The organism is Actinoplanes sp. NPDC051513 (genome assembly GCF_044454685.1).
Taxonomy (GTDB): Bacteria; Actinomycetota; Actinomycetes; order Mycobacteriales; family Micromonosporaceae; genus Actinoplanes.
Map to the genome: position 1 here is coordinate 54054 of NZ_JBITDW010000004.1, position 20715 is coordinate 74768.

A 20715-nucleotide genomic window follows, 5' to 3' on the forward strand; every position below is an offset into this window, starting at 1 on the left:
GGGAATCAACACGTTCTCATCGGGCGTCGGCGGCCTCGGGGCGGCGCAACGGGTCGGGGGCGTTCGGGTCGAGGGACGAGGCGTCGCGGCCCAGGCGGGCCAGGAGCACCCCGGTGAGCACGCTCGCCGTGACGGCGCTGTCGGCCGGATGGCCGGCGGGCTGCCCCTGCTGCTTCTCGGCCGGGACACGGCAGATGCGGGCCAGCAGGGTCTCGAGCACCGCCGGGGAGGTGCCCGGCAGCAGCGACCGCACCCGGCCCGCCGAGGCGCTGCGCAAGCGCTCGAAGTCGTCGGGCCTCGGCTCGTGGCCGAGCAGGTCGCCGGCGAGACGGTGCAGCACCGGCGAGGTCATCGCCGACAGCGCCAGCCCGGTCGCCGCGTTCGCGGAGTGCAGGTCGCGGCCCACCTTGGCCTTGTCGCCGGCCCGCACGCCGGAGGCGACCCGGCGTAGCAGGTCGGCGGTGTCGCCGTCCGGCTTCGGCTTGTCGTCGTTGCCCGAGGGCGCGGGCTCGCCGGTCAGTTGCGCGACCCGCTGCTGCCACCACGGGCCGAGCTTCTCGGCCGGCGGGCTCTGGCCGGCGCCGTCGGCCGTCACGTCGGGTCGCCGCTCGAGCCCGGCCTTCCAATCGCGGTCGGGCGGGGCGGCGGCATCGCCGGAGAGCCCGATGGCGGCGAGATAGGCGGCGATGGCGTCCTGCGCCACCCGGATCGCGGCGGCGGCCCGCTCGGCGGCCTCGGTGGCGTTGCCGAGCTGCGGCACCCCCATCGGGTCCTGCGAGGTCTCGCGCACCCACATGAGGATCTCGGTGGCGCCGCGCAGCTTTTCCATCGCCACCGTGACCAGCCCGGTGGGCAGCTCGTCGGAGGTGGCGCGGAGCTGGGCGCCGAGCTCCTGGATCAGCGACATCTCAGAGGTTGGCCGTGTAGGTCTGGGCCTGCTCGACCGCGAGCGACGTCGCGCCGAGGACTTCCTCGAGGGACTGATCGGCCTGCGACAGCGAGGCGTGCGCCGAGCTCACCGCGTCGTTGCCGCTGCCGTCGAGCGCCGCCGCCAGGCTCTGCTGGGCCTCGCCCAGCTTCTCGCGGGCCGCCTGGATAGCCGCCTGCCCCTCGCTGACCTGCTGGAGCGCGGCATCGACGGCCGCTTTGACCTCGGCGACACTGGCCACCCGTGCAGCCTCCTGCTGTGCGGAACCCGACTACTGCCGTCAGCCTACTGCCCCCTTCCTGCCCCACCGTCCCCGCTACCCCATTTGTGGATCAGCTCGGTATTTGTGGATCAGCTCGGTGCGGATCAGTACGGACGGTTTCCCGAAGCATCGGCCGACGCGGTCCCGCGCTGGGTCACGCTGTCCTTGATCCGACGCGAATGAACATGACTCACGGCGCGATCTGCCAACGGACTGGCGCGTTCTGCCACTGTGCTCGCGCCCCGGCTTTCGTAGCGTCGTTCCCATGACTTGGACGATTCCCCCGCAAGACGGCCGGGTGGCCGTGGTGACCGGCGCCAACGGCGGCCTCGGCCTGGCCACCGCGACGGCGCTCGCCGGCGCCGGCGCCCACGTCGTCATGGCCGCCCGCGACCAGGCGAAGGCTCGTGCCGCCCGCGACCGGGTGCTCGCCGAGCACCCCGGCGCCTCCCTCGAGGTCGTCCCCCTCGACCTGGGATCCCTCGACTCGGTCGCCCGGGCCGCGGCCGAGATCCAGGCCGCGCATCCGGTCGTGGACCTGCTGATCAACAACGCCGGCGTGATGGCGATGCCGTACCGGCAGACCAGCGACGGCTTCGAGTCCCAGCTCGGCATCAACCACCTCGGACACTGGGCGCTCACCGCACACCTGCTGCCGGCCGTGCTGCGCGCCCCCGCCGCCCGCGTGGTGACGCTGACCAGCGGCGCCCAGCACATGGGCCGGCCGCTCGACCCTTCGCTGCGACGCAAGTACGGCCCCTGGCGCGCCTACGCCGACTCCAAGCTCGCCGACCGGCACTTCGCCCAGGGCCTCGACCGCCAGTTCCGCGCGGCCGGCGCCCCCGCCATGGCGCTCACCGCCCACCCCGGCCTCACCAACTCCGACCTCCAGTCCCACACGGTCGCCGAGGGCGGCGGCGGACTCTCGGGCCGCTTCTTCCTCTTCCTGACCCGGACCACCGGCATGTCGGTCGCGCAGGGCGCGCTGTGCCCCCTGCGCGCCGCCACCGACCCGCAGGCCACCGGCGGCACCATGTACGGCCCGCGCTGGAGCTCCGCCGGCCCGCCCGTCCGCCGCTGCCTGATCCGCCCCGGCTCGGACCGGGCGATCGCTACGCTGTGGTCCATGTCCCGCCGCCTCACCGGCCTCGACATCGACGTGGCCCAAGCCCTGGCCGCCGCGCGCCCGTGACGACCGGCAGCTTCGCGCTCAGCCCGTCGACCGGCGCCCTGCTCGCCGACCTCGGCGTGCCCACCGCCGCGGTGCTGAGGTCGGCCGGCCTCGCCGAGGACCTGTTCCGGCACCCGCAGATCGCGCTCACCCCGCCGCAGTTCTACCGGCTGTGGCGCGCCCTCGAGGACGTCTCCGGCGACCCGGCGATCGGCGCCGCGATGGCCGCCCGGATCAGCACCGAGACGTTCCAGCCGCCGCTGTTCGCCGCGCTGTGCAGCCCCGACCTGCACCGCGCGGTGGAGCGGGTGTCGGTCCACAAACGACTGATCGGCCCCCTGACCCTGCACGTCGCGTCCCATGCCACCGGCGCCGACGGGCTGCGCCTGACCGTCGACTGGCCGCGCGACCCTGCTCCGCCGCCCGGCTTCATCGCCTTCGAGCTGGCCTTCATGGTGGCGCTGGCCCGCCTGGGCACCCGCACCCGCGTCGTACCGCTCCGCGCCGCGATGCCCGAGCCACCCCGCGGCCCTGCCCTCGACGCCTACCGCGACCTGCTCGGTGTGCCCTTCGGCACGGCCGCGGAGGCGACGGTGACGTTCAGCGCCCTGGACGCCCGCCGTCCCTTCCTCACCGCGAACGACGAGATGTGGCGGGTCTTCGAGCCTGAGCTCCGCCGCCGCCTCGCCGACCTCGACCGCGTCGAGTCCGCCGCGGACCGCGTGCACGCCGCCCTGCTCGAGCTGTTGCCCGCCGGCCAGCCCAGCGCCACCGCGGTGGCCCGCCGCCTGGCCCTCAGCTCCCGGACCCTGCAACGCCGCCTGGCCGACGAGGGCACCACGTTCCAGGCCGTCCTCGACCACACCCGGCTGGCGCTGGCCCGGCATTACCTCGCACGGCCGGATGTGACGGTCACCGAGGTCGCCTTCCTGCTCGGCTACGACGAGCCCAGCTCCTTCTACCGCGCCTTCCACCGCTGGTCGGGCACCACGCCCCAGCAGGCACGCCAGGACGGCGCGGCGGTCTGAGCAGACCGGCCAGGCCACCCGGCGACCGTGGACCCGGTTCCGGCCGCATGCGACGCCGATGGGGCGCACCCTTTGCGGGCACGGCGTCCCCGCGCAGGGCTCTGGCCGTCCGGCGGGCTCAACTCGTGGCGCGGTCCGGCGGGATGGTGGCGCGGGTGTGACCAGCGGCCACGACCGTCATCGCGGCGACGGCGAGCAGTCCGGCGATCGGGGCGAAGGCGAAGCCGGCGCGGACGCTGGTGTCGGTGAGCGGGCCGGTGATGGCCGCGCCGGTGGCGCTGCCGACGGTGAAGGCCGTGAAGATCCAGGCGAAGGCCTCCACCGCCGTGCCGGGTGGGGCGAGGCGATCGGCGGCCAGGAAGCCGGCCGTCAGCAGGGGCGGGAGGCCCAGACCGCTGACGGCTTGGAGCAGGGCCATCGGCAACGGCGCCGGGACCAGCAGCAGCGGGACGTAGAGGGCGGCGAACAGCAGGGCCAGCAGGGGGAGCCGGGACAGCCCGCCGGGCTTGGCGCGGGTGTAGAGCAGGCCGCCGATCAGGGCGCCGGTCGCCTGGCAGGCCAGCATCCAGCCGGTGAGGCTCCGATCGCCTGCGGCCTCCGCATAGCCGGTGAGGACGACGGGGATGCTGCCTACCGCGGCGCCGGTGCAGACCACGCCCAGCACCAGCGCCACCATGCGGGGGACGCGCAGGGGGCCCAGCCAGTGGTGGTGGGCCGGCCGGCCGCGCCACACCCGGACGACGGGAGCGCGGACGAAGGCGGCCACCCCGCCCAGTTGGAGGACGGCGGCGGTGATCAGGCCCGCGGCGGGGCCGGCGGCGGCGACGGCGGCCAGGGTGACCAGGGGGCCGACCACGAAGATGACTTCCTGCAGGGCGATGTCCAGCGCGTACGCGGCGGTGACGTCCGTGGGCGGGACGAGGTCGGGCCACAGCGCGCGCAGGCAGGCCTCGAGCGGCGGGGTGCCCAGGCCGGCCAGCAGGGCGCCGGTCAGCAACAGGGCGGGGTGGCCGTTGCTGAGGGCGGCGATCAGGTAGCCGATGCCGGACAACGACGCGGCGCCGTAGAGGACGGGTGGCTGGCGCCAGCGGTCCACCGAGCGGGCCAGCAGCGGGGCGCTGACGGCCATCCCGGCGGTGAAGACGGCCACCACGATGCCGGAGACGGCCAGGCTGACCGACTCGCGGGCGTAGAGGAGCAGGGCGAGCGGGGCGGCCGCGGTGGGGAGGCGGCCCACCTGGCTGGCGATGAGGACGAGCGGCACCTGAGGGGCGCGCAGGACTGCGGAGGCTGCGGGCATGACGAAGGACTCCCGGCTAGGAGAAGGACGGAAACGAGGACCGGAGGGGCCGGGAGCGGTCAGGGGGCGAAGTCGCTGCGATCGTGGTCGTTGCCGTAGAGCGGCAGGTGGGGCGTGACCCATCGCGCGAGCGCCAGCAGCGCCGCCGCCGAGGCCCACCGGGCCCAGGGCGGCTGATGACAGGTGATGCCCCGGGGAGGCCGTGAGCCCGTGATTCCGGACACAGAGCGCACCGGGGACGCCGCGGCCGGGAGAGGCTGGGCTGGAGTGATGCCGGGCACGGCCGGCCGCCACACATCGGGGGCGGCCGGGGCAATCATCGGGACAGCCTATCGGTGACGGACGCTCGATGGGCCGCGCACCTCGGCGCCCAGGGCCAGGACGCGGTCGCGCAGCCCGCGGTCGGCCGTGACGACAATCGTTCTCCGGGTGGGTGCGATGTCCCGTACGAGATCGGCGATCCTGTCATCCCCGGAGCCGGGCGCGCGCTCCACCCGTACCCCGTTGTCTGCCTGCGGAATGTCGCGGGCCTTGCCCTCGACGACCAGGGTGATCTCCACGGGGCCCGGAACGTCCGGCAGGCCGGTCGACAAGACCGCCACCAGGCGGTCGCGGAGGCGGATCGCCGCGCCCGCGCGATCGTGCCACCACCCATCGGGTACGGATCCGACGACGTTGGCCCCGTCGACGATCACGAGCGGTACGGTCGTCATGAGAGTTGAGTCTCCCCTTGTCAAGTTTCCGTGAGATCTGGGAATCAATGTATGACGAAGGGCGCTGATAGGGGTCGTGCGGCGCGGGGTAAGCCCACCGCACACGAGCTAGGTATCAGGAGAGAAGAATACTTATGAGCATCGGACCGATCGGACCTGGTGGACCTGGAAATTGGGACGACCTGTTCGCGCGTTTCTTCGGTGCGGCCGAGCCGCGCCGGCAGCAGCGCATCGACATCACGAAGTACATGAGCGGGGACGCTCGTGAGGTGCTCTCTGCCGCCGCCCGTCGCGCCGCCGAGCTCGCCGACCCCGACCGCCTCGTGGCCGACCTCGACACCGACCACCTTCTCTGGGGCGCGCTCCAGCAGGAGCCGATGAAGCAGACCGTACGCCGCGCCGGCGCCGACCCCGACCAGTTGCTGGCCGCCCTGGGTCGCCCCGCGGGCGTGCGGGAGAACCCGCCGGAGCAGGTCGCGCTTACCCCGCAGGCCAAGCGGGCGCTGCTCGACAGCCTGCAGATCTCGCGGGCGCTCGGCTCCTCGTACGTCGGTCCCGAGCACATCCTGATGGCGCTGGGCCTGAACCCGGACTCGGCGGCCGGCCGGTTGCTGGCCGGCAAGCTGGACCCGCAGGCGCTGCAGCATCAGGCCGGCGAGCCCCAGCCCGGCGGCCCGGGCCGCACCGGCTCCACCGGAGGCAGCGGCAAGACCCCGACGCTGGAGCAGTACGGCGTCGACCTCACCGAGCTCGCCCGCCGCGGCGAGATCGACCCGGTGATCGGCCGCGCCAGCGAGATCGAGCAGGCCGTGGAGATCCTGTCCCGGCGCACCAAGAACAACCCGGTGCTGATCGGCGAGGCCGGCGTCGGCAAGACCGCCGTCGTCGAGGGCCTGGCCCAGCGGATCGTGGACGGCGAGGTGCCGCAGACCCTCGAGGGCAAGCGGGTCATCCAGCTCGACCTGGCCGGCCTGGTGGCGGGCACCCGCTACCGCGGCGACTTCGAGGAGCGGCTGCGCAAGGTCATCGACGAGATCCAGAACGAGGGCGACGGCCTGATCGTCTTCCTCGACGAGATCCACACCCTGGTCGGCGCGGGCGGTGGCGGCGACGGCGGCGGCATGGACGCCTCCAACATGCTCAAGCCCGCCCTGGCCCGTGGCCAGCTGCGGGTGGTCGGCGCGACCACGCTCGACGAGTACCGCAAGCACATCGAGAAGGACGCGGCGCTGGCCCGGCGTTTCCAGCCGGTGCTGGTGGGCGAGCCGAGCGTCGAGGACACCGTGGCGATCCTGCGCGGGCTGCGCGACAACTACGAGGCGCACCACCAGGTGCGGATCACCGACGAGGCGCTGGACGCCGCGGCGGAGCTGTCCGACCGCTACATCACCGACCGCTACCTGCCGGACAAGGCGATCGACCTGATCGACCAGGCCGGGGCGCGGGTGCGGCTGCGGGTCAAGACGCCGTCGGCCGACACCCGTGAGGACGAGCGGTTGCTCGAGCAGCTCTCCCGCGACCGTGACCAGGCCGTGGCGGCCGAGAACTACGAGAAGGCGTCGCAGCTGCGCGACGAGATGAACGAGATCCGCGCCCGGCTCGAGGAGGCGACCGTCAGCAAGGACGGCGTGCCCCAGGTGACCGACGCGGACATCGCCGAGGTCGTCTCGCGGGCCACCGGCATCCCGGTCAACCAGCTCACCGAGGAGGAGCGGGAGCGCCTGCTGCGCCTCGAGGGGCACCTGCACGACCGGGTCATCGGCCAGGACGACGCCGTCGAGGCGGTGTCCGAGGCGGTCCGCCGGTCGCGTGCCGGACTGGGCGACCCGGACCGGCCCGTGGGCAGCTTCCTGTTCCTCGGCCCGACCGGCGTCGGCAAGACCGAGCTGGCGCGTTCGCTCGCCGAGGCGCTGTTCGGCGACTCGGACCGGATGATCCGGCTCGACATGAGCGAGTTCCAGGAGCGGCACACCGTGTCGCGGCTGGTCGGGGCGCCTCCCGGTTACGTCGGCTACGACGAGGCCGGGCAGCTCACCGAGGCGGTCCGCCGCCGGCCCTACAGCGTGGTCCTGCTCGACGAGATCGAGAAGGCCCACCCGGATGTCTTCAACGTCCTGCTGCAGGTGCTCGACGACGGCCGGCTGACCGACAGCCAGGGCCGGACGGTGTCCTTCAAGAACACCGTGCTGATCATGACGAGCAACATCGGCTCGGACATCATCAGCGGCACCCGGCGCAGCGTGGGCTTCGGCGCGGCGGACGCCAAGTCGTCGGCCGACGAGGAGCTCCGGGAGCGCCTCGACCGGCGGCTGCGCGAGCAGCTGCGGCCCGAGTTCATCAACCGGATCGACGAGATCATCGTCTTCCGGCAGCTGGAGACCGACCAGCTGCGGCAGATCACCGAGCTCATGCTGCAGGAGACCCGCCGCCGGCTGCAGAACCAGAACATCGGCCTCGAGATCAGCGCCGAGGCCGTGGACTGGCTGGCGGACAAGGGCTTCCAGCCCGAGTTCGGCGCCCGGCCGCTGCGCCGGACGATCCAGCGCGAGCTGGACAACCGGCTGTCGAAGCTGCTGCTCTCGTCCGACCTGAAGGCGGGTCAGACGGTGAAGGTCGACGTGGCGGACGGCAAGCTCGTCTTCAACTGAGGTGGGCGCTTGCCCACTTCACGTGGGCAGACGCCCACTACGGCCCCGCTCAGCGCCCGCTGAGCGGGGCCAACGCCTCTGCGGACCCGCCCAGGTGCGGGTAGTCGACCATCCACTCCACATACAGCGGGTTGCGGGCCACGACCTCCTGGTACGCCTCCTGCGCCATCTCCATCAGCTTGGGGGCGCTGCGCGCGGCGGGGGAGTCGGGGTGCCAGCCCAGCACCAGTCGCCAGCGCAGCGGCGCGCCGCGCATCGGCCGGTGGGTGAGGCTGGCCGGCGGCCGGAAGGTCGGCTGGCACAACCCCAGCGCCAGCCCCGACTCGACCATGTCGACGCAGCCGCGTACGTCGGTCTCGAGAACCCGGCGCGGCGTGAAGCCGGCCCGGGCGCAGGCGGCCGCGAAGCAGTCGGCGAAGCAGCCGTCGCCGGTGCTGCCCACCCACTGCTCGTTGGCCAGCTCGGCCAGGTCGACGTCGACCTCCTTGGCGGCCGGGTGGTCCTCGGGCATGAGCACGCAGACCGCGTCGACCGCGATCGTCTGCCAGACCAGCCCGTAGTCGGCCGACGGGATCGCGTCGCCGCAGACACCGACCTGCGCGTAGTCGAGCTTGCCGGCGAGGACCATGTTGGCCAGCTCGTCGACGTAGTAGGAGGCGTGGGTGGTGATCTGGGCGTCGGGCTGGGACATCGACAACCGGTGCACCATGCCGCCGAGGATCGGGCCGCCGATCGCGCCGATGCGGTAGCGGCTCAGTGCCTCGGAGCCGGAGGCGCCGGCCAGCCGCGCCGCCTCGTCTTGCAGGCCCTTCATGGCGGGCAGCAGCACCCGGGCGCGGGAGAGGACGAGCTCGCCGAGGGCGGTGGGACGGGCGCCACGACGGTCGCGCTCGAACAGCGGGCCGCCGAGCGTACGCTCTATCCGCTGCAGCTGCGCGGTCAGAGCAGGTTGGGCGAGCCCGAGCTGCGACGCCGCCTTGGTCACGCTGCCGGTCTCCGCGATGGCGACGACCACCTTGAGATGGCGCAGCTCCAGGTTCATAGCGTGACGTTAGGACCTTTACGACATCGAAGGCTAGCCCTGCTGCCTGGTGAAAGATCGTCCACTTGTGACAAATCGGTTAACGAACCCGGCGGTAACGTCACAAATCGCTGATGTACGTCGTACGGCGGGTGACCGCATCGCGAATTTTGTCGACCACCGCGACCGCCGGATCCACGATCTTGTTCCACGGCGGGGAGGACGGGGTGCCCGGGTGGGGGCGGGTCGGCGCCGCTTCCTCGGCCGTCTCGATGCGGTTGCCGACCCGGATCAGATCGTCGACCGGGACCATCTCGGCCAGGACCGGGAACAGCTCCTCGGCGTCCGCGGCGACATGCCGCCATACTTTCTCGGAAATGTCGGAAATATTGCCCCGCTGCATTTCGATCAGGAGCGCATGATCCTCGGCCAGCTCGCGCGCCACCAGGTCCTCGCCGCCGGGCACCGCGGCCTTGATCGCGGGGTAGAGGTACTGCTCCTCGGCCGACAGATGCCGCGAGAGCTCGGCGATCAGCACCTCCGCGGCCCGCTTGTCGGCGGGATCGGCGGCCAGTCGAGCGCACAGCCCGACCAGATCGTCGTGCTGCTCGGTGAGGACGTCGATCGCGTTGCGGCCGGTGGCCTCGCCGCCGATCGGGGGAAGCGGGGGAAGATTCACTGACGACACGGGCCCGCCGGTACCCGCCCGGTCGATGTATCAAACACCTGGTAAGAAGGGCGGATGGAGACCACCGCCGCCGAGGAGGTCACCGGCATCTGCCGTGACCTGCTGCGCATCGACACCACCAACACCGGCGACCAGTCGACCACGGTCGGGGAACGGGTCGCCGCCGAGTACGTGGCGGCGAAGCTCGACGAGGCCGGCATCGGGTACGAGCTGCACGAGTCGGCCCCGCGCCGCGCCAACCTCGTCGCCCGCATCCCCGGCGCCGACCGGTCCCGCGGCGCCTTGCTCGTGCATGGCCACCTCGATGTGGTCCCCGCCGACCCCCGCGAGTGGTCGGTCGACCCGTTCTCCGGCGAGGAGAAGGACGGTTACCTGTGGGGCCGCGGCGCGATCGACATGAAGGACTTCGACGCCATGATCCTGGCCGTCGTCCGCGATTGGCGCCGCACCGGCTACGTCCCCCCGCGCGACGTCGTGCTGGCGTTCACGGCCGACGAGGAAGCCGGGATGACCTACGGCTCCGAGTTCCTCGTCGCCAAGCACCGCGACCTGCTCGACGGGTGCACCGAGGCGATCGGCGAGGTCGGCGGCTACTCGTACACGGTGAATGATGATCTTCGTCTCTATCTGGTGCAGACGGCGGAGAAGGGCCTCGACTGGCTGCGCCTGCACGCGACCGGCCGGCCGGGGCACGGCTCGTTCATCCACGACGACAACGCGGTCACGACGCTCGCCGAGGCCGTGGCGCGGGTGGGCCGGCACCGCTTCCCGATGGTGGTCACCCCGACCGTCCGCGAGTTCCTGCTGCGGGTCGGCGACGCCCTGGGCATCGACATCGACCCGGAGGACCCCGAGGTAGCGATCGCCAAGCTCGGCCCGATCGCCAACCTGATCGGCGCCACCATCCGCAACACGGCCAACCCCACCCGCCTCGAGGCCGGCTACAAGGACAACGTGATCCCCGGCCGCGCGTCGGCCACCATCGACTGCCGCACGCTGCCCGGGCAGGCCGAGTCGTTCCTGGCCGAGCTGCGCGAGGTGATCGGCCCCGACGTCGAGATCGAGCACAACCACCGGCAGCCGGCCGTCGAGACCGAGTTCGGCGGGCCGCTGGTCGAGGCGATGGGCGCGGCCCTGCGCGCCGAGGACCCGGGCGCGCGCACGGTGCCCTACCTGATGTCCGGCGGCACCGATGCGAAGGCGTTCGCGACCCTCGGCATCCGCTGCTTCGGCTTCGCGCCCCTGCGCCTGCCCCCCGATCTGAACTTCGCCGCGCTGTTCCACGGCATCGACGAGCGGGTTCCGGTGGAGGGACTAAAGTTCGGCGTGCGTGTGCTCGACCGACTCCTGCGAAACAGCTGAATCCCGGAAGGACCCCATAGATGAGCGACCAGAACGCGGACCTCGACGCCGCCCTCGACGAGGTCGTGGCGGCCGCGCGGGCGCATCTCGCAGCGGTCAAGGCGGCCGCCGGCCGCATCGACGACGACGACGTCTGGCAGGCGTACGTCGCCCTGAACAACGCCTCCTTCGCGTACGACGAGAAGCTGCTCGACGCGTTCGGCGAGGTGACGCCGTGGGACGTGGAGTCGATCGACCCCGACGAGGCCGACCAGCGCTTCGGCCTGGGCGCCGACGGCTTCGACCCGGCCGAGTCCACCGACCCGTACCCGCAGGTGATCTCCGTCCGGCAGCGGCGCGACTACCGCGTCCCCAGCGTCGCGGCGCTGCTGCGGGTGGCCGACGTGGCCCGGCGCAACTCGGTGCCCGACGACGAGGACGCCGGCGCGGTGGAGAACGTGGGTGAGGCCGTGCTCGAGCTGCTGCAGGCCGGCGACGGCTCGCTCTCGTCGCTGGACGTGCCCGAGCTCGAGCCGCTCGACGGGCTGCTGACCGTGACCGAGGTCGCCGAGCCGCTCGACCTGGAGGAGTTCGAGGACTCCGACGGGAACGGCCCGTTCGCCCCGAGGGAGGGCGACCTGCTGGTCGGCAGGCTCGACGAGCACCCCTTCCTCCCGGACGAGGAAGAGGACCACGCCGGCCACAACCACTGACCGGCGAGACGAATCAACCGGGGCTCAGTAACTGAGCCCCGGCTGAGGGTTTGGCTGGATCCTGCGGCGAAGCATCACCTTGCGGGTGCCGTCCCGGAAGAGCTGGACCCGGGCGAGCTCCCAACCGGAGAACTCCGCCTGTATGGCGAGCTGCGCCGCCGCGGTCAACTTGTCGACATTCGAAGGCAACCGAAGCGGCGCGTATTCGTAGTCCATGTCGTCTAATATGCAACGCTGATCGCTCAGGCACCACCCCCGCTCACCGGGTACGTGTCGTTCGTGAGCCAGAGCCTCAGCAGGTTCTGCTCGAACCGGTCACCCAGGTCTTCGCTGGCCCCGCCGGCCAGCGAACTCACCGTGTGCCAGCCCCCGGAGCGCCCTCGGCCACGAACCGCCGGATCGGGATGAGCGAGACGGTGAACTTGCCGGGCGCGTCGGCCCGCAGCGGATGCCCGGACACGTCGGGCACGTTCGCGCCGCCGTCCATCGGGATGCCGGGCAGCCCCGGCAGCGGCGAGCCGAACCGGTTGCCCGGCGACGGGATCGTGTACGGCGCGCCGAGCGGCGAGGTCAGCGTGATCCGGTGCAGCTTGCCCCACCGGTAGTGGCCCTGGTCGGTGGAGCCGCCGAAGGCCGGCGCGAAGGCGTCGCTCGCGGCCAGGTCGAGCGCGTCGGCGAGGCTGCGCAGCACCAGGTAGTCACGCCGGTCGGCGGCCGAGGCGATGCCGGGCACCGCGAAGAAGTCGATGCCCGAGCGGCCCACGCCGTCGGTGGCCAGCACCCGCCGCAGCGCCTGCATCCCGTGGAAGTCCGTCGTCGACGGCGCGCCCGCCGGGACGTGCCGGTCGAAGACGTTCACCACGAACCGGCCCCGCCACAGCGCGTAGATCGTGGCGGCCACGCTGTTGTCGATCTCCGCCGGGGAGGGAGCGCCGAGCCGCCCGTCCCGGTCGGCGGCGTCGTACCCCTGCGGGATGCCCGTCGGGTAGGTGTGATTCCAGCGGGCGAGCCGGCCGGCCGCCTCCACGATCCGGGGCTCGCGCGCCAGGGCCGAGACCCGCGGATCGCCGCTGCGCAGCGCCCGCACGATGATCGGCGTGAAGAACTGCGCGTCGATCGCGGTCGTGTCGGCCTGCATGGCCACCACGTCCGCCTGGTCCACCGGGCCGCGGGCGACGCCGTCGCGGACCATGTCGGTGATCCGGGCCGCCCGGAAGCCGTTGTGGAAGAAGCTCACGTACGCGATGCCGCCGCCCGGCCACTGGCGATCCTGGCGTTCACGCCCTCGGCGTACGCGTCAAGGTCTTTGATCGTCAGGACGACAGCAGGGGAGGTGTCCGCTCGGCGGCGCGCCGGAGCCCGAGTGTCCGCATCTGCATGTCGCCGGGCAGGGCGGACGGGCCGAGAAGCCCGGCGAGGGTGCCGGACGCGCGGCGCCGGGTGACGTCCATCTGGAAGAGACGGTCCTCGGCGTGCGCCCAGCCCTGGCGGTAGAACAGGTCATGGGCGTTGGAGGCCCGGATGTGCTGGACGCCGTGACCGTCACGAGTGATGCCGGTGCTGGACGGCGCCGCGAGCGTCCCGGCCATGAGCACGAGAGCTGCAAATTTGTACATGCCCACGGTTCGCGCGCGGCGGCGGGCAGGACGATGTCACAAAACCGACCCATCCGGATCGCTGGGATAGCCGACGCCCTCCCGCTCGGGGTAGCCGACGTCGATCGCCGACACATCGTCGAGCGCCTGGGCGATCTCGGCCGGCAGCGTCAGCTCCTCGCTCAGCAGGGCGCCCTGCAACTGCCCGGCGGTGCGCGCCCCCAGGATCGGCGCGGCCACTCCCGGCCGGTCGCGCACCCACGCGACCGCGACCTCCAGCGGCGAGACGCCGAGCCCGGCCGCCGCGGTCACCACCGCCTGCACGATGCTGGAGCTGCGGGGTTCCAGGTACGTCTGCACGAACGGCGCCAGATGCTCGGTCGCCGCGCGCGAGTCGAGCGGGCGGCCGTTGCGGTACTTGCCGGTCAGCACGCCCCGGCCCAGCGGCGACCAGGCGAGGACGCCGAAGCCCAGGGCGGCCGAGGCGGGCAGCAGCTCGCGCTCGATGCCGCGTTCGAGCAGCGAGTACTCCATCTGGGCGGCGACGATCGGCGCCCGGCCCGGGTAGGCGGCCTGCCAGGTGGCGGCCCGGGCGGTCTGCCAGGCGGCGAAGTTGGACACGCCGACGTAGCGGACCCGGCCGCTGGAGACGGCGTGGTCGAGGGCGGCCAGGGTCTCCTCGAGCGGCGTCGCGGCGTCGTACCCGTGCACCTGCCACAGGTCGACGTAGTCGGTGCCGAGGCGGAGCAGCGACGCGTCGAGCGAGCGCAGCAGGTTGCCCCGGGAGCCGTCGCGGCGGCGGTAGCCGTGCGGGGTCAGGCCGGCCTTGGTGGCGATCACCACTTCGTCGCGCGGGACGAGGTGGTCGAGCAGCGAGCCGATCACGAGCTCGGCGTCGCCGTCGCCGTACACGTCGGCGGTGTCGATCGTCGTGCCACCGGCCTCCAGATAGAACTTGAGCTGGGCGGCCGCGTCGTCGGGGTCGGTGTCGCGCCCCCAGGTCATGGTGCCGATGGCCAGCCGGGAGACCGCCAGCCCGCTTCGGCCGAGCGGTCGCTGTTGCATGAGTGAACCTTATTCAGACTGTGTCGGTAGCGAAATGCTCCGAGCAGGTCGGTTACCGGACGGCACGGGTGGATAGGCTGCCCTTCAGCGACCTTTGGCTCTGGGAGGACACGTGCGGCTCGGAATCGGCCTCGGCTATCAGGCGGCATGGACCACGCCCGCCGATCACCTGGCGATGGCGCAGGAGGCGGATCGGCTCGGCTTCGCGGTGGCCTGGTCGGCCGAGGCGTACGGGTCGGACACCGTGAGCATGCTGGCCTGGATAGCCGGTCAGACGCAGCAGATCGACCTGGGCGCCGCGGTCATGCAGATCCCGGCACGCACCCCGGCGATGACCGCGATGACCGCCGCCACCATCGACGCGCTCTCCGGCGGCCGGTTCCGCCTCGGCCTGGGCGTGTCCGGCCCGCAGGTCTCCGAGGGGTGGCACGGCGTGCGGTTCGCCAAGCCGCTGCAGCGCACCCGCGAGTACGTGGACATCGTGAAGATGGCCATTGCCCGCGAGCCGGTGTCGTACCAGGGCGATTTCTACGAGCTGCCGCTGCCGGACGGGCCCGGTAAGGCGCTCAAGCTGGGCTTCCACCCGCCGCGGCCGAAGATCCCGATCTACCTGGCCGCCGTCGGGCCCAAGAACCTCGAGCTGGCCGGTGAGATCGCCGACGGCTGGCTGGCCATCTTCTTCGCGCCCGACGCGGCGGGGGAGTACCTGCAGCACATCGAGCGCGGCCGGGCCAAGAGCGGGCTGGGGCTGACCGGCTTCGACGTGGCGCCGACCGTGCCGGTGGTGATCGGCGACAACCTGGCCTGGTGCGCCGACGTGATCCGGCCGTACGCGTCGCTCTACGTGGGCGGGATGGGCAGCCGCGAGCAGAACTTCTACAACCAGCTCGCGGTGCGCATGGGCTACGCCGACGAGGCCGCGAAGGTGCAGGACCTCTACCTGAGCGGCAAGAAGGCCGAGGCGGCCGAGGCGGTGCCGCAGGAGTTCATCGAGCGCACCTCGATCATCGGCAACAAGATCCAGGTCAAGGAGCGGATCAAGCAGTACGCGGCGGCGGGCGTGGGCACGCTGTCGATCAGCCCCTACGTCGGCGACCTCAAGAGCGGGATCGACACGCTCCGGATCGTGGCCGAGGCGTACGAAGAATCCGGCGTGGCCGAGTAGTGACCACGGTCCTTCTGCTCCGGCACGGGCGGACGACGGCGAACGCGACCGGCACGCTGGCCGGGCGCCAGCCGGTCGCGCTCGACGATGCCGGGACGAAACAGGCGGCCGCGGCCGGGGAGCGGCTGAGGAGTCTTCCGCTGCGGGCGGTCGTCTCCAGCCCGCTGCCACGATGCCGGCAGACGGTGCAGATCGCCCTCCCGGACGCCGAGATCATCGCGGATGAGGGCCTGACCGAGTGCGGCTACGGCGACTGGGAGGGCAAGCAGCTCAAGGACCTGGCCAAGGATCCCCTCTGGCCGGTGGTCCAGGTGCACCCGAGCGCGGCGGTCTTCCCCAACGGCGAGGCCATGGCCGACATGTCGGCCCGGGCGATCGCCACCATCCGCCGCTGGGACGTCAAGATCGGCGCTGAGCACGGGCCGGACGCGCTCTGGCTCGCGTGCACCCACGGCGATGTGATCAAGGCCATCGTCGCCGACGCGCTCGGCCTGCACCTCGACCAGTTCCAGCGGATCGTGGCCGACCCCGCGTCGATCAGCGTCATCCGGTACACGCCGACCCGGCCGTTCGTCGTGCGGGTCAACGAGGGCGGGGACCTGTCGTCGCTCGTGCCCCCGACGGCCTCGACCTCGGATGCCGCGGTGGGCGGGGGCGCCGGGGAGTGACCGCTTTGTCACGGCAGGTGGTATCGGTTGCGCCCTAGGCGAACCGGGGCACACGGGGTGAGCGATACCGGCACCGGCTCGATAGGGTTGACACCATGACCCACCAGGTGCACGCGTTCGAACCGCCCGAGCGGTTCGTGGCAGGGACGGTGGGCGAGCCTGGCGACCGCACCTTCTTCCTGCAGGCCCGGGGCGGCGGCCGGGTCATCAGCGTCGCGCTGGAAAAGGTGCAGGTTTCGCTGCTCGCCGAGAAGCTCGAAGAGCTGCTCATCGAGGCCAACAAGCGTTTCGGAGTGAACCTGCCCGACGCGCCGGTGCTCACCGGCCACGACAACGAGCCGCTCGACACCCCCGTCGACGAGGAGTTCCGCGTTGGCACGCTCGGCCTCGCCTTCGACGTCGACAGCGGCACCGTGGTGATCGAGGCGATCGAAGCCGGCGAGGCCGAGGTCGAGATCGAGCTCGGCGGCGAAGCCCCCGACGAGGACGACGACGATGATGACGACGAAGACGACGACGAGCCCGACGACGACCTCGACCGTCTCCGCGTCCGCCTGAGCCCCGAGGCCACCCGCGCCTTCATCGACCGCGCACGCCGCGTCGTCGCCGCGGGCCGCCCGCCCTGCCCGCTCTGCGGCCAGCCGCTCGACCCGGCCGGCCACCTCTGCCCCCGGCACAACGGCTACCACCGGTGACTGCCGAGCCCGCGGCCGCGCTGGCGGAGAGCGATGCCCTCGACCTGCTCGCCCACGGGCAGATCGAGATCGAGGGCCGCCTGGTCGACGCCTCCAACACGACCCTCCGGGCCGAGATCACCCTCGGCGGCATGACCCGCCGCTGCGTCTACAAGCCGGTCCGCGGCGAACGCCCGCTGTGGGACTTCCCCGACGGCACCCTGGCCGGCCGCGAGGTCTCGGCCTTCCTGGTCTCCCAGGCCACCGGCTGGAACCTGGTGCCGCCCACGATCCTGCGCGACGGCCCACTGGGCCCCGGCGCGCTCCAGCTGTGGATAGACGAGCCCGACGACGCCGAGTCCCTGATCGGCTTCGTCCCCGCTTACGACGTCCCGCAGGGCTGGCTCCCGGTGGCCAACGCCCGCGACGAAGACGGCGACGCGTACGCCCTGGCCCACGCCGACGACCCGCGCCTGGCCCGCCTGGCCGTCTTCGACGCGGTCATCAACAACGCCGACCGCAAGGGCGGCCACGTCCTCTACCCCGCGACGGGCGTCATCCAGGGCGTGGACCACGGCGTGAGCTTCCACACCGAGAACAAGTTGCGCACCGTGTTGTGGGGCTGGACGGGCAAGTCCTTGATCGGCGAGGCCGGCGACGTTCTGGGTGGGCTGGCTTCCCGGTTGGAGGCCGATCTGGGGGAAGCCTTGGAACAGCACCTCACTGTTTCCGAGGTTCAGCACATCCGCTTGCGGGTTCGGCGGTTGTTGCGGGGAGGCCGCTTTCCCAAGCCGTCGCAGGATTGGCCTGCTATTCCCTGGCCGCCTGTTTGAGATCTCGGGGCAGAGCCGCGGCGCGCGTATTGGTAAGCAGAGCGGGGCGTATCGGTAAGCAGAGCAAACTGCCCACCAGTCAGCGGCTACCAACCCTGAAAGTTGATCCAACGGCTCAATCCCAGAACCATCAGCGGCCGTGAGCGGGTGGGGACCCGCGGTATCTCGGCGTCCCGGCCGGGACCCCGGACCTTGACACCGAACAGTCTCTAGAGCCGAACCCCCAGCAACCCGTCGACAACCCGGGACATCAACAAGGGCGCCGAGGAATCGTCACCCGCGGCGCTGAGAGCCGCCTCACACCAGGCATCCACAACCGCCAGCGCCGAAGGCGCATCAAGGTCGTTGGTGAGCGTCTCGCGCACAGCCGCCACCAACCCCTCGCCCGACGGCCCAGCCGGAGCAGCGGCGGCAGCGCGCCAGCGCGCCAAGCGCTCCTCCCCGTCCTTCAGCACGTCGTCGGTCCACTCGCGGTCGGCGCGGTAGTGCCCCGACAGCAGCCCCAGCCGCACCGCCATGGGGTCGACGCCATCGCCGCGCAGGCGGGACACGAACACCAGGTTGCCCTTGGACTTCGACATCTTCTCGCCGTCGAGGCCGATCATGCCGGCGTGCACGTAGTGGCTGGCGAACGGCCGTACGCCGGTCAGCGTCTCGGCATGCGCCGCCGAGCACTCGTGATGGGGGTAGAGCAGGTCGTTGCCGCCGCCCTGGACGTCGATCGTGTCGCCCAGCAGGGCCAGCGCGATGGTGGCGCACTCGATGTGCCAGCCGGGGCGGCCGGGGCCGAGGTCGCCGCCGTCCCAGGCGGGCTCACCGTCGCGGGCGCCGCGCCACAGCAGCGGGTCGAGCGGGTCGCGCTTGCCGGGGCGATCGGGGTCGCCGCCGCGCTCGCGGGAGAGGACGATCATCTCTTCGCGGGACAGGTTGGACTCGTACCCGAAGTGGGGCGCCGCGGCGATGGAGAAGTAGACGTCGCCGGTGCCGTCGTCGAGGGTGTAGGCGGCGCCCGCGGTCAGTAGCTCGCGCACGTGCCCGGCGATCGCGGGGATCGATTCGACCGCGCCCACGTAGTGCTGCGGCGGGATGATGCGCAGCGCCTCCATGTCTTCGCGGAACAGGGCCGTCTCGCGCATGCCCAGCACGATCCAGTCTTCGCCGTCGCGCTCGGCCCGCTCGAGCAGCGGGTCGTCGATGTCGGTCACGTTCTGCACATAGTTGACGTCGAAGCCGGCGTCGCGCCACAGCCGGTTGACCAGGTCGAACGTGATCATCGTGGCGGCGTGGCCGAGATGCGTGGCGTCGTAGGGCGTGATCCCGCAGACGTACATCGTCGCGGCGCCCTGGGGCTCGCTCGCCACCACGGCCTTGCGGGCCGAGTCGAACAGCCGCGGCGCCGCCGCGTCACCAGGCAGGGTCGGCACGTCGTGCCCGGTCCAAGCGTCCATGGTCGGAAAGCCTATCGAGCCCATATGGCAGAACGCTCGCCGTGAGGTTTACCTCACGCCGCCGGCGGCGCGGCGGCCCACCCTAGCCCGCTTTCAACATTCCGGTGGTAAGACACGGAAAAAGAATGCTTTTGCCCGACTCTTCGGAAAATGGCCACATTTTTCTGACGAGATGGCCAGACTTACCGAGGTCATACTTTCGTCCGAAAGGAATCATCATGCGACGTCCGGTTATGTACCTCGCTGGCCTCCTTCTGGCCACCGGCGCGAGCCTCGCCCTCGCGGGACCCGCCACCGCCGCTCCCTCCCACGACCACCACAACCGCCACTGCCATCACAACCACGACGGGTGGGACGGCGGGGGCTGGGGTGAGCCCAACTTCGGTTACCAGTACAGCAACGAGACCAACATCAACAGCAACAACAGCTGGAAGCTGATCGATCTGGGTCTCCTGAACCTCGGTGGCTGGGGCGACGACAACGTCGTGCCGCAGTAGGCAGCCCGATACCAAGGACCCGAGGAGCCGCGAGGCCCCTCGGGTTTCGTCGTTCCCGGCAGGACCGGGGCCCGTCAGGCCAGGGCCAGTCCCGGGTCCGGGTCCGGCTCGGGCATCGGCGCCGGGATCCGGTACTCCTCGGTGAGCGTCGTCATCGGCCCCGGCCAGGTCGCCTGGGCCACCTCGATCGGCTTGCGGGTCTCGTCGAAGGCGACGTGCAGCAGATGCAGCACCGGCGTGTCCGGCCGGATCTGCAGGATCTCGGCCTCGTCCCGGCTCGGCTGCCGGGCGCTGATCGTGTCGGTCGCCGACGCGTACCGCTTCCCGAGCGCCTCCTCGGCCTCCTGGTACAGCGGACGCCCGAAGGCCTCGGCCCGTTCGAGGGACGTCCCCGAGGTCTCGGCGACCCGGAACCACGACGCGCCCAGCTCGACGGTGGCGTCGTCGGTGCGGACGATGTGCCGCCGCACCAGCATCTCCGTCCCGTCCCGTACGCCGAAAGCGTCGGCCACCTCGGGCGGCGCCGGCTCCCGGCCCACGGCGACCAGCTGCTGCCGGTAGCGGGCGGCGAGATCGGCGTGATAGCCGCGGTGTGCGCCGTAGCGTCCGCGCGAGAGCCGGTTGAGCCGCCGGCGGGTCCCGCGCACGTACGTGCCCGACCCCGGCTTGGTGATCAGGACGCCCTCGACGCGCAACTGGTCGACGGCCCGCTGCACGGTCTGCTTGGCCACGCCGAACATCTCGCCCATGGCCGGGATGGACGGCAGCCGCTCGCCGGGCTGCCAGTCACCGCGCCGGATCCGCTCGCGCAGCTGAGCGGCGATCTGCCGATGCGGAAACTCCGCCGCGCCCGGGTTGATCGTCATCGCCGACCTCCAGTCGATTCAGAGACCCTAGGTTCCTAGGATGGCCGACGGGCGGTGACGTGCCGTGCAACGACACGCCACCGAGAGGCGA

Annotated in this window: 23 protein-coding genes; 10 read left to right on the forward strand and 13 right to left on the reverse strand. The window is 71.9% G+C overall.

The genetic code is table 11. The features are described from left to right. Positions 1-16: 16 nt before the first annotated feature. On the reverse strand, positions 17-907 hold the full coding sequence (locus tag ACIA5D_RS14655; protein WP_396030405.1) for a hypothetical protein: 891 nt from the start codon (positions 905-907) through the stop codon (positions 17-19). Position 908: 1 nt separating this feature from the next. After that, entirely contained in the window at positions 909-1169 is a 261-nt protein-coding gene (locus ACIA5D_RS14660) for a hypothetical protein (RefSeq protein WP_396030406.1), read from the reverse strand. A gap of 286 nt (positions 1170-1455) precedes the next feature. Between ACIA5D_RS14660 and ACIA5D_RS14665 the strand changes: the two genes are divergently transcribed. Then, positions 1456-2382 carry an SDR family NAD(P)-dependent oxidoreductase gene (locus tag ACIA5D_RS14665; protein WP_396030407.1) on the forward strand — a complete coding sequence of 309 codons (927 nt, stop codon included), beginning with the start codon at positions 1456-1458 and terminating at the stop codon, positions 2380-2382. Beyond that, a complete protein-coding gene (locus ACIA5D_RS14670; RefSeq protein WP_396030408.1) occupies positions 2379-3389 on the forward strand; it encodes an AraC family transcriptional regulator ligand-binding domain-containing protein in 1011 nt (336 codons plus the stop codon). The genes ACIA5D_RS14665 and ACIA5D_RS14670 overlap by 4 nt, the downstream gene beginning before the upstream one ends. A gap of 118 nt (positions 3390-3507) precedes the next feature. Here ACIA5D_RS14670 and ACIA5D_RS14675 read toward each other — a convergent pair whose 3' ends face one another. The 3 genes from ACIA5D_RS14675 to ACIA5D_RS14685 are packed head-to-tail and all read right to left on the reverse strand — an operon-like array spanning position 3508 to position 5402. Continuing rightward, on the reverse strand, positions 3508-4689 hold the full coding sequence (locus tag ACIA5D_RS14675) for an MFS transporter (protein WP_396030409.1): 1182 nt from the start codon (positions 4687-4689) through the stop codon (positions 3508-3510). 59 nt (positions 4690-4748) lie between these two features. Beyond that, entirely contained in the window at positions 4749-5009 is a 261-nt protein-coding gene (locus ACIA5D_RS14680; protein ID WP_396030410.1) for a hypothetical protein, read from the reverse strand. Positions 5010-5018: 9 nt separating this feature from the next. Next, positions 5019-5402: a hypothetical protein gene (locus ACIA5D_RS14685; RefSeq protein WP_396030411.1), complete on the reverse strand. Its 384-nt coding sequence runs from the start codon at positions 5400-5402 to the stop codon at positions 5019-5021. A 134-nt stretch (positions 5403-5536) separates the two neighbouring features. Here ACIA5D_RS14685 and ACIA5D_RS14690 point away from each other — a divergent pair, with 134 nt between their 5' ends. Then, positions 5537-8050 carry an ATP-dependent Clp protease ATP-binding subunit gene (locus ACIA5D_RS14690; RefSeq protein WP_396030412.1) on the forward strand — a complete coding sequence of 838 codons (2514 nt, stop codon included), beginning with the start codon at positions 5537-5539 and terminating at the stop codon, positions 8048-8050. 49 nt (positions 8051-8099) lie between these two features. On the opposite strand, the gene ACIA5D_RS14695 is transcribed toward ACIA5D_RS14690, so the two are convergent. Both ACIA5D_RS14695 and ACIA5D_RS14700 read right to left on the reverse strand, forming a co-directional pair. Then, a complete protein-coding gene (locus ACIA5D_RS14695) occupies positions 8100-9092 on the reverse strand; it encodes a LysR family transcriptional regulator (RefSeq protein WP_396030413.1) in 993 nt (330 codons plus the stop codon). 100 nt (positions 9093-9192) lie between these two features. Continuing rightward, positions 9193-9750 (reverse strand): hemerythrin domain-containing protein, encoded by a 558-nt coding sequence (locus tag ACIA5D_RS14700; protein ID WP_396030414.1) that lies wholly within the window; start codon positions 9748-9750, stop codon positions 9193-9195. Between the two features lie 63 nt (positions 9751-9813). Here ACIA5D_RS14700 and ACIA5D_RS14705 point away from each other — a divergent pair, with 63 nt between their 5' ends. Both ACIA5D_RS14705 and ACIA5D_RS14710 read left to right on the forward strand, forming a co-directional pair. Then, entirely contained in the window at positions 9814-11121 is a 1308-nt protein-coding gene (locus ACIA5D_RS14705; RefSeq protein ID WP_396030415.1) for a M20/M25/M40 family metallo-hydrolase, read from the forward strand. Positions 11122-11141: 20 nt separating this feature from the next. After that, complete coding sequence (locus ACIA5D_RS14710; RefSeq protein ID WP_396030416.1) at positions 11142-11813, forward strand: hypothetical protein; 672 nt, start codon at positions 11142-11144, stop codon at positions 11811-11813. A gap of 24 nt (positions 11814-11837) precedes the next feature. On the opposite strand, the gene ACIA5D_RS14715 is transcribed toward ACIA5D_RS14710, so the two are convergent. The 4 genes from ACIA5D_RS14715 to ACIA5D_RS14730 all read right to left on the reverse strand — a co-directional run bounded on the left by ACIA5D_RS14715 (position 11838) and on the right by ACIA5D_RS14730 (position 14473). Beyond that, on the reverse strand, positions 11838-12029 hold the full coding sequence (locus ACIA5D_RS14715) for a DUF5703 family protein (protein WP_396030417.1): 192 nt from the start codon (positions 12027-12029) through the stop codon (positions 11838-11840). A gap of 136 nt (positions 12030-12165) precedes the next feature. Continuing rightward, complete coding sequence (locus ACIA5D_RS14720; protein WP_396030418.1) at positions 12166-13050, reverse strand: penicillin acylase family protein; 885 nt, start codon at positions 13048-13050, stop codon at positions 12166-12168. A 76-nt stretch (positions 13051-13126) separates the two neighbouring features. Beyond that, entirely contained in the window at positions 13127-13429 is a 303-nt protein-coding gene (locus tag ACIA5D_RS14725) for a penicillin acylase family protein (RefSeq protein WP_396030419.1), read from the reverse strand. Between the two features lie 36 nt (positions 13430-13465). Continuing rightward, on the reverse strand, positions 13466-14473 hold the full coding sequence (locus ACIA5D_RS14730) for an aldo/keto reductase (RefSeq protein ID WP_396030420.1): 1008 nt from the start codon (positions 14471-14473) through the stop codon (positions 13466-13468). 112 nt (positions 14474-14585) lie between these two features. Between ACIA5D_RS14730 and ACIA5D_RS14735 the strand changes: the two genes are divergently transcribed. The 4 genes from ACIA5D_RS14735 (at position 14586) to ACIA5D_RS14750 (ending at position 17813) form a co-directional block, all read left to right on the forward strand. Next, positions 14586-15638: an LLM class F420-dependent oxidoreductase gene (locus tag ACIA5D_RS14735; RefSeq protein ID WP_396030421.1), complete on the forward strand. Its 1053-nt coding sequence runs from the start codon at positions 14586-14588 to the stop codon at positions 15636-15638. After that, positions 15638-16306, forward strand: coding sequence for a histidine phosphatase family protein (locus ACIA5D_RS14740; RefSeq protein WP_396030422.1), 669 nt, complete (start codon positions 15638-15640; stop codon positions 16304-16306). Before ACIA5D_RS14735 ends, ACIA5D_RS14740 begins: the two co-directional genes overlap by 1 nt. 95 nt (positions 16307-16401) lie before the next feature. Next, positions 16402-17001 carry a DUF3090 domain-containing protein gene (locus tag ACIA5D_RS14745; protein WP_396030423.1) on the forward strand — a complete coding sequence of 200 codons (600 nt, stop codon included), beginning with the start codon at positions 16402-16404 and terminating at the stop codon, positions 16999-17001. Then, positions 16998-17813 carry an SCO1664 family protein gene (locus ACIA5D_RS14750; protein WP_396030424.1) on the forward strand — a complete coding sequence of 272 codons (816 nt, stop codon included), beginning with the start codon at positions 16998-17000 and terminating at the stop codon, positions 17811-17813. The genes ACIA5D_RS14745 and ACIA5D_RS14750 overlap by 4 nt, the downstream gene beginning before the upstream one ends. A gap of 209 nt (positions 17814-18022) precedes the next feature. Here ACIA5D_RS14750 and mshC read toward each other — a convergent pair whose 3' ends face one another. After that, positions 18023-19261, reverse strand: coding sequence for a cysteine--1-D-myo-inosityl 2-amino-2-deoxy-alpha-D-glucopyranoside ligase (gene mshC, locus ACIA5D_RS14755; RefSeq protein ID WP_396030425.1), 1239 nt, complete (start codon positions 19259-19261; stop codon positions 18023-18025). 218 nt (positions 19262-19479) lie between these two features. Here mshC and ACIA5D_RS14760 point away from each other — a divergent pair, with 218 nt between their 5' ends. After that, complete coding sequence (locus tag ACIA5D_RS14760) at positions 19480-19758, forward strand: hypothetical protein (RefSeq protein ID WP_396030426.1); 279 nt, start codon at positions 19480-19482, stop codon at positions 19756-19758. 74 nt (positions 19759-19832) lie between these two features. Here the strand turns inward: ACIA5D_RS14760 and ACIA5D_RS14765 are convergent, their stop codons facing one another. Next, a complete protein-coding gene (locus ACIA5D_RS14765) occupies positions 19833-20624 on the reverse strand; it encodes a GntR family transcriptional regulator (RefSeq protein ID WP_396030427.1) in 792 nt (263 codons plus the stop codon). Between the last annotated feature and the right edge of the window lie 91 nt (positions 20625-20715).